The sequence below is a fragment of the Mycolicibacterium frederiksbergense genome (genome assembly GCF_012223425.1).
Taxonomy (GTDB): Bacteria; Actinomycetota; Actinomycetes; order Mycobacteriales; family Mycobacteriaceae; genus Mycobacterium; species Mycobacterium frederiksbergense.
In genome coordinates, this window is sequence record NZ_CP038799.1 from 6,022,742 (window position 1) to 6,035,806 (window position 13,065).

Sequence of the window (13,065 nt, forward strand, 5' to 3'; positions counted from 1 at the left end):
CACGCTGATGACCTAGACGGAACGGCGTTCGCGCTCCTGGGCGAGTTGCGTGCTGACGACATCGAAGGCCATCCCCTGGTGGTATCCGCGCCGGGCCAGCATGCCCACCAGCCGCCTGGTGACCTTCACCTCGTCGTCGAGCTTCTCGCGACGCAGCTTGCCGGCCACCAGCTCCTCGGCCCGCACCCGCCAATCCCCCGCGTCCACGCTGTCGAGGGTCTCGGCGATGAGCTCGGGATCGACCCCTTTGGTGCGCAGCTCGGCGGCCAACGCGCGCTTGCCTTTTCCGGCATTGGCACGCCGTGCGCGCACCCATTCCTCGGCGAACGCCGCGTCATCGAGCAACCCGACCTCGACCAGCCGGTCGAGCACCCGGGCACTGACATCGTCGGGATAACCGCGCTTGGTCAGCCCAGCTTCCAGCTCGGCACGGGTGCGCGCCCGAACGGTGAGCAGGCGAAGGCACACGTCCCGCGCCTGCTCCTCCCGTTTGGGCTCGGCCGGCTGCTCAGAAGTCGACGGGGGCGGGCAGAATGTCATCTTCGGCGGTCAGCACGGCGCCGATGCCGAGCTTTTCCTTGATCTTCTTCTCGACCTCGTTGCCCACATCGGGGTTCTCCAGCAGGAACTTGCGGGCGTTCTCCTTGCCCTGGCCGAGCTGCTCGCCCTCGTAGGTGAACCACGAGCCGGACTTGCGGATGAAGCCGTGCTCGACGCCCATATCGATGAGCGAACCCTCACGGCTGATGCCGTGGCCGTACAGGATGTCGAACTCGGCCTGCTTGAACGGCGGCGACACCTTGTTCTTGACGACCTTGACGCGGGTTCGGTTACCGACGGCGTCGGTTCCGTCCTTGAGGGTCTCGATACGCCGGACATCCAGACGCACGGAGGCGTAGAACTTCAATGCCTTACCGCCCGTGGTGGTTTCGGGTGAACCGAACATCACGCCGATCTTCTCGCGCAACTGGTTGATGAAGATCGCGGTGGTGTTCGAATTGCTCAGCGCACCGGTCATCTTGCGCAGCGCCTGGCTCATCAGGCGGGCCTGCAGGCCGACGTGGCTGTCACCCATCTCGCCCTCGATCTCGGCGCGCGGCACCAGTGCGGCCACCGAGTCGATGACGAGCAGGTCGATGGCACCGGACCGCACGAGCATGTCGGCGATCTCGAGGGCCTGCTCACCGGTGTCGGGCTGGCTGACCAGCAGTGCATCGGTATCCACACCGAGCTTCTTGGCGTAATCCGGATCCAGGGCGTGCTCGGCGTCGATGAACGCCGCGATGCCGCCGGCGGCCTGCGCATTGGCCACCGCATGCAGGGCGACGGTGGTCTTACCCGAGGATTCCGGGCCGTAGATCTCGACGACGCGGCCGCGCGGCAACCCGCCGATACCGAGCGCGACATCGAGGGCGATGGATCCGGTCGGGATGACCGCGATGGGCTGGCGCACCTCGTCGCCGAGCCGCATCACCGAACCCTTGCCGTAATTCTTCTCGATCTGAGCCATCGCCAGTTCGAGTGCTTTTTCGCGATCAGGAGCCTGTGGCGCCATGGGAGTACCTCTCCGGTAGTCGTGCGGTTGACCGGGGTTCCGGTCGGTTGGCTGTCAGGTTAGGACCAGCCACCGACAAGTGATTCTCGGTCGAACGAACACCAGGTTAGCGAACAGGTGTTCGAAGGCAAGCGGACACGCCGCGAGACGCGGACCGGTATGGTCGGCCCGTGGCCCAGCGCGAAGATCTCCGAGTGCCCCATGCAGGTGAGCACCTCGCGGTCTACCTGTATCGCCCCGATTCGCCGGACCCCGACACCGCCTGCATCGTGATGGCCCACGGCTTCGCCGGCACCCGCGATGACGGGCTGCCCGCTTACGCCGACGAGTTCTGCGCAGCCGGGTACACCGTCGCGCTGTTCGACTACCGGGGATTCGGCGCGTCGACCGGCGAACCGCGCCAGGTCATCGACATCGCCGCCCAACACGCCGATTACCGCGCCGTCGTGCGGTGGGCCCGCACGCTCGACGGTGTCGACCCCACCCGCATCGCACTGTGGGGGTCGTCGTTCAGCGGCGGTCACGTCCTGGCCGTCGCAGCCGATGACCCGTCCATCGCGGCGGTCGTCTCCCAGGCTCCGTTCACCGATGCCCTGCCGACGCTGGCCAAGGTACCGCCGACGACATCGGTTCGCATCACCGTGCTGGCGCTGCGCGATCAGATCCGGGCATGGCGCGGAGCGCCACCGCTGCTGGTGCCGGCAGTCGGCGCACCCGGCACGGTGGCCGCCATGACCGCCCCCGACGCCGAACCGGGCCTGGCGGCCATTGTCGGGCCGGATTCACGCTGGCGCAACGAGTTCGCGGCGCGGCTCATGCTGCGGTTCCCGTTCTACCGACCGGTGCGCAAGGCCGCGCGGCTACGCATGCCGGTCCTGGTGTGCGTCTGCGACGAGGACACCACCGCTCCTCCCGGCTCGACCATTGCCACCGCGAGGCGGGCACCGCTCGGAGAATTACGGCACTACCCGTACGGCCATTTCGCCATCTACCTCGACCCGCAGGTCAGGGCCGACCAACGCGAGTTCCTCGACCGCGTGCTCGCGCAACCCTGATCCGTCACCACTGGTCGCGCGGAACATCGAAGTCGGCGCACAGCGCCCGCCACACGGTCCGCGGCTCGACACCGGCCTCGATGGCCTGGGCGGCGGTGCGTCCGCCCAGCGCGCTCAAGACGTGATCGACGAGCACCGAGGCCCCATAGGCACCACCGAACAGACCGGTGACACGTTCGTTGAACTCGGTGATGCGCACGCCGACAACCTACCGAGTCGCCGCCGCTGCGTCATGGCACACCCGTACCGGATCGGCCACCTCACCCGCACCGGCCCCGGCCCGGATGGCGGCGGCCCGGTATCCCGGATCAGCCAGCACCGAGCCCACCGCGGCGGTCAGCGCCTCGGCCGTCAGCGGCCGGATCAGTCGTCCACTTCCTTGCCGCACAACGCGATTGGCGATCTCCCATTGATCGCCCCCACCGGGCACCGTCACCAGCGGGACACCGTGCAGCAGTGATTTCGCCACGATGCCGTGGCCTCCCCCACATACCAGCACGTCCGCCCCGGCCAGCAGTTCGTCCTGGCGGCCGAGCCCGACGACCGCCCAGTCCGGCACCTCCACCTGCGCACCGGCCAGCCGCGACACCGCCACCCGCACTCCGTCGGGCAGTCCGCGGCCGGGCCCCAGCGCGGTCAGCGCCAGTTCCGCCAGGCCGGCGGTACCGGTGCTCGCCGTCGAGGGCGCCACCACGACCAGCGGGCCCGGTCCGGGTGGCGGCTTCAGCACCGCCTCGGTGGGCTCGAAGTGCAGCGGGCCGACGACAACGGCCTCCTCCGGCCAGTCCGGGCGGGGCACCTCCAGGGCGGGCAGCGTCGCGATCAGCCGCCGCAGCGGACCCGGATCCCGCCCGGGCAATCCGATGCCCAGGCGCGCGGCCGACCGGTCCCGGTCCCCGGCCCGGATGGAACGCGCGGTCAGCGCCCGCAGCACCGCGTCGCGTGCCCGTCCGCGCAGGCCGACACCCGGGGCCAGCCCGCTCCCGAGCGGGGGCAACCCCTTCGATGGAAGGTAGAGCGGATGCGGGACGACCTCGATCCACGGGATGCCGAGCAGTTCGGCCGCCATCCCGCCGGCGGCGGTGATCACATCGGAGCACACCAGATCGACTGCCAGCGCGCGTAGGACGGGAGCGTTGCAGACCGCCATCCGGGCGGCCCGCTGATGGATCTTCGCACCGGCATCGTCGTCGTCATCGCCGACTTCGAGGTCGAGACCCTCGAGCAGAACGGCCTCCACACCGGCCGCCCGCGCGGTGTCGAGCCATTGCCGGCCGGTCAGCAGCGTCACGGTATCGCCGGCCGCCAGGAATTTCAGGCACAGCGCGATCGCCGGGAACGCATGTCCGGGATCGGGTCCGGCGACCACGGCAACTTTCACGCGCCCACCCTGTCACAGCTCCGACGATCTACCCTGTGGGGTATGACCGAGCAGGTATCGCCCACCAGCACCGAAGCCGACAACATCGCGACGGTGGAGAAGTTTCTGTTCTCGCTCCGGGGTCCCGATCTGGATACCGCCGGCGCCCTGATCGACGAGCACCTCGTCTATCAGAATGTCGGATTCCCGACCATCCGTGGCAGGCAACGCACCCTCAAGCTGTTCAAGGGACTGGACCGCCCGGGTTTCGCCTTCGACGTCGCCATCCACCGCACCGCCGCCGACGGCGCCGTCGTGCTCAACGAGCGCACCGACGTGCTCGCGTTCGGGCCGGTCCGGCTGCAGTTCTGGGTGTGCGGGGTGTTCGAGGTGCACGATGGCCGCATCACCCTGTGGCGGGACTACTTCGATCAGTTCGACTTCGCCAAGGCGATGGTGCGGGGCCTGGTAGGAGCGGTCATCCCGGCGCTTCGCCCCCGGCTGTGAGCAGGACCAAACCCAGCTTCTTCCAGCTGGTCGGCTACTGCCTGGGCAAGCGGCTGCCCGATTCGATGCTGGACTGGGTGCGCAACGACCTGGCCGGGCCGGGCGCCACCCGACGGCTGATGCTGCGGGTGCTGGTGCCGGCGGTGCTGATCCTCGCGCCGTTCTGGCTGATCCCGACGACGCTGTATGTGCATCTGAGCATGACGGTGCCGATCCTGATCCCGTTCGTCTACTTCTCGCACGCGCTGAACAAGATCTGGCGCCGGCACATGTTGCGGGTCCACGGCCTGGACCCGTCGCTGGTCGACGCGTTGGCCCGCAAGCGCGATGCCGCCAAGCACCAGTCCTATGTCGATCGGTTCGGCCCCCGCCCGGATTCCGCGGAACTGGGCACCCACGACATCTGACGCTAGGCGCCGCGCAGTTGGCCCAACTCGCTGTAGGCCTGCGCCCAGCCCTGCAGCCGATCGGTCGCGGTGACCAGCTCGTCGCGGTAGCGCCGACCGGCCAGCGGGTTGTTCGCACCGGCGTTCACCGAGGACACCAACTGCGCTGCCGCGGTGACCATCTCGTCGTACTGCCGGGCGCCCTGGTGCAGCTGTGTGCTGAATGCCTGGATGGTCGGTGTCAGATGGGCACGCGACTGCGGGGATGCCCCGGCCGCCCGCTCCATCGCGACCACCTCATTGGCGGTGGCCGCCATGGTGGCTGCCGTCTGCCCGGCCGTATCCGCGATCTCACGCAATTCCCCGGCGGGCAGCAGCCGGCCTCGTTCGAGCACTCCGAGCAGGGAGAATAAGCCCCGTTCCGAGGACGCCAGCGCGGCCATCGGTTTACGTGCCGCGGACCCGAACGGCGGCATCCGGCGGGCGGTCGGCCCCACCGGCAGCGGTTCGGCGCGTAGCCACCGGTAGCGCAGGAACAGCAGCGTGGCCGGGAAGGCGGCACCGGCGGCGACCACCCCGGTGACGATGAGCGCCCAGACCGGGGTGCTCCACGACGCCAGCACCGCGGTCACCAGGATCCAGAACAGGCTGCTGACACCGAAGAACACGGCCAGCCGCAGCGCCCAGCGCCGCTTGCGCAGCAGCTTGGCACGCGGATCTGCCAAGGCAGCGAGCCTCTGGGCGAGCGCGCCGGAGAACTCGGCGGCGGTGTCTATCCCGCCCTGCACGCCGCGTTCGGCCAACGCGCGCCAGCCGCGCGGTCGCCCTGCCCTCGGGTTCGTCGCCATGACCAAACCTATTGCTGGAGCGGGTTTTCGGGTGCAGCGGCGGGCGGGTTGGCGGCGGGCGTCGCGGGTGCGGCAGCGCCACCGGAGGGCAGCGCGTCACCGCGCATCGACGCACGGATCTGCTCCAGGCGAGAGTGTCCGGCCATCTGCACACTGGCCGACTGGACTTCCATCATCCGGCCCTGCACCGAGTTCTGCGCGAGTTCGGTGGCGCCCATCGCGTTGGCGTAGCGACGCTCGATCTTCTCGCGCACCTCATCGAGGTTGGGCGTGGTGCCCGGCGCGGCGATCTCGCTCATCGACCGCAACGAGGCGCTGACCTGCTCCTGCATCTTGGCCTGCTCCAGCTGACTGAGCAGCTTGGTGCGCTCGGCGATCTTCTGCTGCAGCACCATCGCGTTCTGCTCGACGGCCTTCTTGGCCTGTCCGGCGGCCTGCAGCGACTGGTCGTGCAGAGCCTTGAGGTCTTCGACGCTCTGCTCGGCGGTGACCAGTTGGGCGGCGAACGCCTCGGCGGCGTTGGTGTACTCGGTGGCCTTCGCGGCGTCGCCGGTGCCGGCGGCCTGATCGGCCAGCGTCAGCGCCTGGCGGACATTGGCCTGCAGCTTCTCGATGTCGGCGAGCTGGCGGTTCAGCCGCATCTCCAGCTGACGCTGGTTCCCGATGACCTGGGCGGCCTGCTGGGTCAGCCCCTGGTGCTGGCGCTGGGCGTCCTCGATGGCCTGCTGGATCTGCACCTTCGGATCGGCGTATTCGTCGACCTTCGAGCTGAACAGCGCCATGAGGTACTTCCACGCCTTGACGAACGGATTGGCCATGGGTTCATTCCACCTTCACGTGTTCGGGTGTGCGCAACTGCCGGTGTGCAACTTGTTGGGTGCCAACCTATCGTTTCAGCACCCGGTCAGGCCACCGCCATGGACACAACCTGGGGAATCACGACCTTCGTGGTGGCGTCGATGCCGGTGACACCGCCCTCGTCGCGGGCCATCTGCTCACCCGCGGTGAAGAGCACCCGCGACATCGGGATGGCGAGGGCGTCGCAGATGGCGCTGAGCAACTCGCTGGAGGCCTCTTTGCGGCCCCGCTCCACTTCGGACAGATATCCCAGGCTGACCCGCGCGGAATCGGACACCTCACGCAGGGTGCGACCCTGAGTCGTCCGGGCTTCGCGCAGCACGTCGCCGATCACCTCGCGCATCAGTGTCGTCATACACCGATCAACGCCACCGGGTGCCCGCTGGTTCCCGAATGCCTCAGGTTGCCGGACGGGTCCGGGAATCACGCGCCGCCGAGACCACGTAGTCGACGCCGGTGAGCACCGTCAGCACCACGGCCAACCACATGATCCAGGTTGCCGCCACCAGCCACGCGCCGGATAGCGGAAGGATGAACAGACCGATCGCCACGGCCTGGACCAGCGTTTTCAGCTTGCCACCGCGGCTGGCGGGGATCACCCCGTGGCGCAAGACCGCCAATCGGAGCACGGTGATGCCGACCTCGCGGACCATGATGACGATGGTGATCCACCAGGGCAGGTCACCCAGCATCGACAGCCCGATCAGCGCGGAACCGATCAGCAGTTTGTCCGCGATCGGATCGGCCAGCTTCCCGAACTCGGTGACCATGCCGTAGGCACGTGCCAACGCCCCGTCGAAATGATCGGTGATGACGGCCACCGCGAACACCACGAAAGCGGTTGTTCGCCAGAATGTCTGATGCCCGTCCTCGACGAAGAGCGCCACCACGAACACGGGGACGAGGAGAAACCGGATACCGGTCAGCAGGTTGGCGACGTTCGCGACGGACGCACGGGGCACCACTGGATCGGTATCTGATTGGCCCGGCACCGCAACAGAATATCGGTAGCGCATGCCGATACTCTCGCAGCTGTGAGCGAGGTGGTTGAACACGTGACGGTTCGTCGGGCCAGTACATCCGATGTGCCGGCCATCAAGGAGCTCGTCGACATCTATGCAGGCCGGATTCTGCTGGAAAAGAACCTGGTCACGCTGTACGAGGCGGTGCAGGAGTTCTGGGTCGCCGAGCTGGCCGGCGAGATCGTCGGCTGCGGTGCACTGCACGTGTTGTGGGCCGATCTCGGTGAGGTGCGCACCGTCGCGGTCAACCCGAAGGTGCGCGGCCACGGGGTCGGGTACCGCGTGGTGGACCAGCTGCTCAAGGTCGCACGGGATCTGCACCTGAGCCGGATCTTCGTGCTCACCTTCGAGACCGAGTTCTTCGGCAGGCACGGCTTCACCGAGATCGACGGAACGCCGGTCAGCGCCGAGGTGTTCGAAGAGATGCGCCGGTCCTATGACACCGGTGTTGCCGAGTTCCTGGACCTGTCCTATGTCAAGCCCAACACCCTCGGCAACACCCGGATGATGCTCAACCTCTAGAAGTCGTCCTCGTCGTCGGCGTCGGCGCCGTTGGCGTCCGCCCCGCCGCGGATGAGCGCCAGGGTGCCTGCCAGCTCATCGGGCTTCACCAGGACCTCACGCGCCTTGGAACCCTCGGACGGCCCGACGATCTGGCGGGTCTCCATCAGGTCCATCAGCCGTCCCGCCTTGGCGAAGCCGACCCGCAGCTTGCGCTGCAGCATCGAGGTGGAACCGAACTGGCTGGACACCACCAGCTCGACGGCCTGCAGGAAGACATCCATGTCATCGCCGATATCGGGATCCACATCGGTGCGCTCACCGGTCGGCTTGGCCTTGGTGACACCCTCGATGAACTCCGGCTCGGCCTGGGCCTTGGTGGCCTCGACGACGGCTTGGATCTCCTCGTCGGTGATGAACGCGCCCTGCATGCGCTGGGGCTTGTTCGCGCCCATCGGCAGGAACAGCCCGTCGCCCATACCGATGAGCTTCTCGGCGCCGGGCTGGTCGAGGATGACGCGCGAGTCGGTCAGCGACGAGGTGGCGAACGCCAGCCGCGAGGGCACGTTGGTCTTGATCAGGCCGGTGACGACGTCAACCGAGGGCCGCTGGGTGGCCAGCACCAGGTGGATGCCGGCGGCCCGCGCCTTCTGGGTGATGCGCACGATGGCTTCCTCGACATCGCGCGGTGCGGTCATCATCAGGTCGGCGAGCTCGTCGACGATCGCCAGGATGTAGGGGTAGGGCTTGTAGACCCGCTCGCTGCCCAGCGGGGTGGTGATCTCCCCGGAGCGCACCTTCTCGTTGAACACGTCGATGTGACGCACTCGGGAGGCCTGCATGTCCTGGTAGCGCTGTTCCATCTCCTCGACCAGCCAGGCCAGTGCCGCGGCGGCCTTCTTGGGCTGGGTGATGATCGGCGTGATGAGGTGCGGGATGCCTTCATACGGCGTCAGTTCCACCATCTTCGGATCGATCAGGATCATCCTGACCTCCTCGGGGGTGGCGCGCGCCAGCAACGACACCAGCATGGAGTTCACGAAGCTGGACTTGCCCGATCCGGTGGAGCCGGCCACCAGCAGGTGCGGCATCTTCGCCAGGTTGGCCTTGACGTACTCGCCCTCGATGTCCTTGCCGAGTCCGATCACCAACGGGTGGTGGTCGGCGCGGGTGCTCGGGGCGGTCAGCACATCGGCAAGGCGCACCATCTCACGGTCGGTGTTGGGAACCTCGATGCCGACGGCCGATTTGCCGGGGATGGGTGCGAGCATGCGCACGCTCTCGGTGGCCACCGCATAGGCGATATTGCGGTGCAGCGCAGTGATTTTCTCGACCTTGACGCCGGGTCCGAGCTCGACCTCATAGCGGGTGACGGTCGGGCCGCGGGTGCAGCCGGTGACGGCGGCGTCGATCTTGAACTGCTGCAGCACCGAGGTGATGGCGTCCTTCATGGTCTCGTTGGCCGCGGTGAGCGTCTTGGGCGGATCGCCGGCGACCAGCAACTCCAGCGACGGCAGCACGTAGGGGCCCTCGACGACCCGGTCCATGACCAGGGTTTCCTCGACCTTCTTCGGCTTCTTCGGCGGCTCGGCCTTCGGCTTGCGCACCTTGGCCGCAACGGGCTCCGGGATGGTCGGGGTGTCGGTCGCGTCGGGCAGCGGGTAGTTGTCCATCGGCGAGCCGGCGGGCAACTCGGGGGTCGGCCACTTCTGGGCGTCACCGTAGTCATCGTCGTAGTAGCCGTCGGAGAAGTCCTCGGTGACGGCCTCGTCGGCGTACTCGGCGTTCTCGTCGTCGTAGTCGTCATCGTCGTAGTCGTCGTACCCGCGGGTGCTGAACATCGAGCGCAGTGTCTCGGGCAGTTCGCGGATGGTCGTCCCGGTCAGCAGCAGCAGACCGAAGAGCACGCCGATGACGAGCAGCGGAGTGGCGATCCAGACCGTCAGCCCGTCCGAGAGTGGCCCGCCCAGGACGAACCCGATGAAGCCGGCCGCATCTCGGCGCGCGGCCGCGTCCAGCGGGGCGCCGGACCAGATGTGCCAGAGGCCGAGCACCGGCAGGGCGATCATCGCCGAGCCGAGGATGAGCCTGGGCCGGGCGTCGAGGTCGGGTTCGGTGCGCATCAGCACCACGGCGATGCAGGCGAGGATGATGGGCACCAGCACCACGGCGCCGCCGATGACGGTGCGCACGACGGTGTCGATCCAGCCACCGACCGGGCGCGCCGCGTCGAACCACGAACTCGCGGCGACGACGACGGCGATACCGAGCAGCGCGAGTGCTATCCCGTCGCGCCGGTGTCCGGGTTCCAGGTCGCGGGCCCGGCCCACGGATCGGGCGGTGGAACCGGCCCCCTTGGCCACCATCAGCCAACCGGCGCGGGTGCCCCGGCCCACCGCGGCGCCGGCGGAGGCGAAGCGCGAGGGGTTACGACGAGGCGCCGGCTTGCGGCGAGGAGCCGCCGGGCGCGCCGATTTCGATCCGGTCCGCGCGCTGGAACTGGCCTTTGACCTGCTCGAACGGGCTCCGGACCGGGCGGCGGTCTTGTTAGCCATGGGTGTCAGCCTAGTCGCTTGCGTCCCATTTTCACCATCTGCCACACGTGTCACAAACAGGTATCGAAATGCGGCCCGTGCGGCCACTTGTCACGACACGACTGATTCCGTGGCCCCCGAAAAGCTGCCCCAGCTGCGCAGTATCAAACGTGGGCAGCGTCACGGGGCTTCGGAACGACGAATTCCGTTGCGGTCGCTACCCTCGAAGCGGTGAGCCTGCCGACAACGAGCCGCCATGTTAACCCTTTGTTACGCACCATAATTCGCTATGACGTGCCCGCATCGCTGGTCGTCTTCCTGGTCGCCCTGCCGTTGTCCATCGGTATCGCGGTCGCGTCCGGGGCGCCGGTGGTCGCCGGCCTCATCGCCGCGATCATCGGCGGCATCGTGTGCGCCGTCGTCGGCGGATCTCCGCTGCAGGTCAGCGGCCCGGCGGCCGGGCTGACGGTCGTCGTGGCCGAGCTCGTGGCGCAGTTCGGCTGGAAGGCGACCTGCGCCATCACCGCCGCCGCGGGAGTACTGCAGATCCTGCTGGGGCTGAGCCGGATCGCGCGCGCCGCGCTGGCCATCGCGCCCATCGTCGTGCACGCGATGCTGGCCGGCATCGGCATCACCATCGCCCTGCAGCAGGTGCACGTGCTGCTCGGCGGCGGCCCACGCAGCAATGCCTGGGAAAACCTGGTGTCGCTGCCCGGCCAGCTCGCCACACCGCGGTGGACCGATGTGCTCATCGGCGGGCTGGTCATCGCCGTCATGCTGTCCTGGCGGTTCACACCGGCCACCGTCCGCGCCGTCCCCGGCGCGCTGGTGGCCATCGTCGCGGCGACCACCCTCAGCTACCTGCCCGGCCTGGGCACCGAGCGCATCGTGCTCGACGAATCCGTCATCGAGGCCATCGGGCTGCCCGAGATGCCGCAGGGCACCTGGAGTTCCATCGCGCTCGCCGTGCTGACCGTCGCCCTGATCGCCAGCGTCGAGAGTCTGCTCTCGGCGACCGCCGTGGACAAGATGCACAACGGTGCACGCACCGACTTCAACCGCGAACTCGTCGGGCAGGGCACCGCCAACGTGTCCTCGGGCCTGCTGGGCGGGCTCCCCGTCACCGGCGTCATCGTCCGCAGCACCGCCAATGTCGGGGCGGGCGCCAAGACGCGGGCGTCGGCCGCGCTGCACGGTGTGTGGCTGCTGCTGTTCTCGGTGCTGCTCGTCAACGTCGTCGAGATGATCCCGATGGCCGCCCTGGCCGGGCTGTTGATCGTGATCGGCGTCCAACTCGTCAAACTCGCGCACATCGACCTCGCGCGCCGCACCGGTGAACTGTTCATCTACGGCGTCACGCTGGGTTGTGTGGTGTTCCTCAACCTGCTGGAGGGCGTGCTGATCGGCCTGGTGCTGGCCATCGCCATCGCGGCGTGGCGCATCGTGCGGGTGTCCATCGTGGCCGAAGACCTCACCAGTCGCATCGGGGCCGGCGGCCCACCGCGCTGGCATGTGGCGATCACCGGGTCGTGCAGCTTCCTGGCGCTGCCCCGGCTGAATTCGGCGCTGTCGGACATCCCGCACGACGCCCAGGTGTTCATCGACCTCAACGTCGACTACCTCGATCACGCCGCGCTGGACGCCCTGCAGGAGTGGATCACACAGCACCGCGACCACGGCGCCGAGGTCACTGTCACCGAGACCGGCACTGCGCGAATGGAATTCGCGCACTCCCAGCCCCCGCGCCGCGACACCGAGGGCCGCCGGGTGGTCAGCGCGTTGCGGTTGATCTGGCCGGCGCAGCTCGCCGGCGGGGTGGACAGATTCAGCAACGGGCTGGCCCCGCTGCTGCGGGCCCGGATGGAACCGGCAGGCGGCAAACATGATCCGCACACCATGCTGATCAGCTGTGCCGACGCACGGATCCTGCCGAACCTGATCACCGACAGCGCACCCGGTGAACTGCTCAACCTGCGCAACGTGGGAAACCTGGTGGGCGATGACCTGTCGGTCGATTCGGCGCTGAGTTACGCGCTGGGCCGGCTGTCGGTGCGCACCGTCGCGATCTGCGGGCACTCGGGCTGCGATGCCATGCACGATCTGATGCACGGCGGCGCCGACGGTTCGGTGGGGCGCTGGCTGGATCACGGCGCCGACGCGCTCGCGGCCTTCCGGGCCTGTGATCCGGTCGCGTCCGCGGCCGCGGACGCCGGATTCACCGGCACCGACCAGCTCAGCGTCGTCAACGTCGCCGTGCAGGTACGGGCGGCACGACGGCACCCCCAGGTCGCCGCACGGCTTGCCGATGGCACCGTCACCGTGGTGGGGCTGTTCCTCGATCTGGTCACGGCACGGCTGTACCTGGTGGATTCGGACTCGGTCACCGAGATCGACCCGCACGGCGCCCCCGTGACGGCCGCCACACCACAGTAAGGTGAC

General features: G+C 68.3%; 14 protein-coding genes. 5 read left to right on the forward strand and 9 right to left on the reverse strand.

The window, feature by feature from the left end; translation table 11 throughout:
* Positions 1–12: 12 nt before the first annotated feature.
* A complete protein-coding gene (gene recX, locus EXE63_RS32100) occupies positions 13–540 on the reverse strand; it encodes a recombination regulator RecX (RefSeq protein WP_168145304.1) in 528 nt (175 codons plus the stop codon).
* Positions 509–1,555, reverse strand: a complete 1,047-nt coding sequence (gene recA, locus EXE63_RS32105; protein ID WP_168145305.1) for a recombinase RecA — start codon at positions 1,553–1,555, stop codon at positions 509–511. Before recA ends, recX begins: the two co-directional genes overlap by 32 nt.
* Before the next feature lie 170 nt (positions 1,556–1,725).
* Here recA and EXE63_RS32110 point away from each other — a divergent pair, with 170 nt between their 5' ends.
* Positions 1,726–2,610 (forward strand): alpha/beta hydrolase, encoded by an 885-nt coding sequence (locus EXE63_RS32110; protein ID WP_168145306.1) that lies wholly within the window; start codon positions 1,726–1,728, stop codon positions 2,608–2,610.
* A 4-nt stretch (positions 2,611–2,614) separates the two neighbouring features.
* Here the strand turns inward: EXE63_RS32110 and EXE63_RS32115 are convergent, their stop codons facing one another.
* Together EXE63_RS32115 and EXE63_RS32120 are read right to left on the reverse strand one after the other, a co-directional pair.
* Complete coding sequence (locus EXE63_RS32115; RefSeq protein ID WP_105366269.1) at positions 2,615–2,809, reverse strand: DUF3046 domain-containing protein; 195 nt, start codon at positions 2,807–2,809, stop codon at positions 2,615–2,617.
* Between the two features lie 9 nt (positions 2,810–2,818).
* On the reverse strand, positions 2,819–3,991 hold the full coding sequence (locus EXE63_RS32120; protein ID WP_168145307.1) for a glycosyltransferase: 1,173 nt from the start codon (positions 3,989–3,991) through the stop codon (positions 2,819–2,821).
* 42 nt (positions 3,992–4,033) lie between these two features.
* Between EXE63_RS32120 and EXE63_RS32125 the strand changes: the two genes are divergently transcribed.
* Complete coding sequence (locus tag EXE63_RS32125; protein ID WP_168145308.1) at positions 4,034–4,477, forward strand: limonene-1,2-epoxide hydrolase family protein; 444 nt, start codon at positions 4,034–4,036, stop codon at positions 4,475–4,477.
* On the forward strand, positions 4,474–4,884 hold the full coding sequence (locus tag EXE63_RS32130; RefSeq protein ID WP_105366266.1) for a DUF5313 domain-containing protein: 411 nt from the start codon (positions 4,474–4,476) through the stop codon (positions 4,882–4,884). Before EXE63_RS32125 ends, EXE63_RS32130 begins: the two co-directional genes overlap by 4 nt.
* 2 nt (positions 4,885–4,886) lie before the next feature.
* Here EXE63_RS32130 and pspM read toward each other — a convergent pair whose 3' ends face one another.
* From pspM to pgsA, 4 genes are all read right to left on the reverse strand, one after another.
* Complete coding sequence (gene pspM / locus EXE63_RS32135) at positions 4,887–5,711, reverse strand: phage shock envelope stress response protein PspM (RefSeq protein ID WP_168145309.1); 825 nt, start codon at positions 5,709–5,711, stop codon at positions 4,887–4,889.
* An 8-nt stretch (positions 5,712–5,719) separates the two neighbouring features.
* A complete protein-coding gene (pspA, locus tag EXE63_RS32140) occupies positions 5,720–6,529 on the reverse strand; it encodes a phage shock protein PspA (protein WP_168145310.1) in 810 nt (269 codons plus the stop codon).
* An 86-nt stretch (positions 6,530–6,615) separates the two neighbouring features.
* A complete protein-coding gene (gene clgR / locus EXE63_RS32145) occupies positions 6,616–6,924 on the reverse strand; it encodes a transcriptional regulator ClgR (RefSeq protein WP_105366263.1) in 309 nt (102 codons plus the stop codon).
* A gap of 43 nt (positions 6,925–6,967) precedes the next feature.
* Complete coding sequence (gene pgsA / locus EXE63_RS32150) at positions 6,968–7,561, reverse strand: CDP-diacylglycerol--glycerol-3-phosphate 3-phosphatidyltransferase (protein ID WP_168145311.1); 594 nt, start codon at positions 7,559–7,561, stop codon at positions 6,968–6,970.
* A gap of 42 nt (positions 7,562–7,603) precedes the next feature.
* Here pgsA and EXE63_RS32155 point away from each other — a divergent pair, with 42 nt between their 5' ends.
* Positions 7,604–8,113, forward strand: a complete 510-nt coding sequence (locus tag EXE63_RS32155; RefSeq protein WP_234904348.1) for an amino-acid N-acetyltransferase — start codon at positions 7,604–7,606, stop codon at positions 8,111–8,113.
* Here EXE63_RS32155 and EXE63_RS32160 read toward each other — a convergent pair.
* Positions 8,110–10,647, reverse strand: a complete 2,538-nt coding sequence (locus EXE63_RS32160; protein WP_210000193.1) for a DNA translocase FtsK — start codon at positions 10,645–10,647, stop codon at positions 8,110–8,112. The two genes, EXE63_RS32155 and EXE63_RS32160, sit on opposite strands and share 4 nt — an antisense overlap.
* Positions 10,648–10,920: 273 nt before the next feature.
* On the opposite strand from EXE63_RS32160, the gene EXE63_RS32165 reads away from it, so the two are divergent.
* Complete coding sequence (locus EXE63_RS32165) at positions 10,921–13,059, forward strand: SulP family inorganic anion transporter (protein ID WP_234904349.1); 2,139 nt, start codon at positions 10,921–10,923, stop codon at positions 13,057–13,059.
* Positions 13,060–13,065: the final 6 nt, after the last annotated feature.

Excerpts from the sequence above, each read along its gene's own strand:
- recX (WP_168145304.1), bottom strand. The coding sequence starts at position 540 with ATGACATTCTGCCCGCCCCCGTCGACTTCTGAGCAGCCGGCCGAGCCC.
- clgR (WP_105366263.1), bottom strand. The coding sequence starts at position 6,924 with ATGACGACACTGATGCGCGAGGTGATCGGCGACGTGCTGCGCGAAGCC.
- pspA (WP_168145310.1), bottom strand. The coding sequence starts at position 6,529 with ATGGCCAATCCGTTCGTCAAGGCGTGGAAGTACCTCATGGCGCTGTTC.
- EXE63_RS32125 (WP_168145308.1), top strand. The coding sequence starts at position 4,034 with ATGACCGAGCAGGTATCGCCCACCAGCACCGAAGCCGACAACATCGCG.
- recA (WP_168145305.1), bottom strand. The coding sequence starts at position 1,555 with ATGGCGCCACAGGCTCCTGATCGCGAAAAAGCACTCGAACTGGCGATG.
- EXE63_RS32160 (WP_210000193.1), bottom strand. The coding sequence starts at position 10,647 with ATGGCTAACAAGACCGCCGCCCGGTCCGGAGCCCGTTCGAGCAGGTCA.
- pspM (WP_168145309.1), bottom strand. The coding sequence starts at position 5,711 with ATGGCGACGAACCCGAGGGCAGGGCGACCGCGCGGCTGGCGCGCGTTG.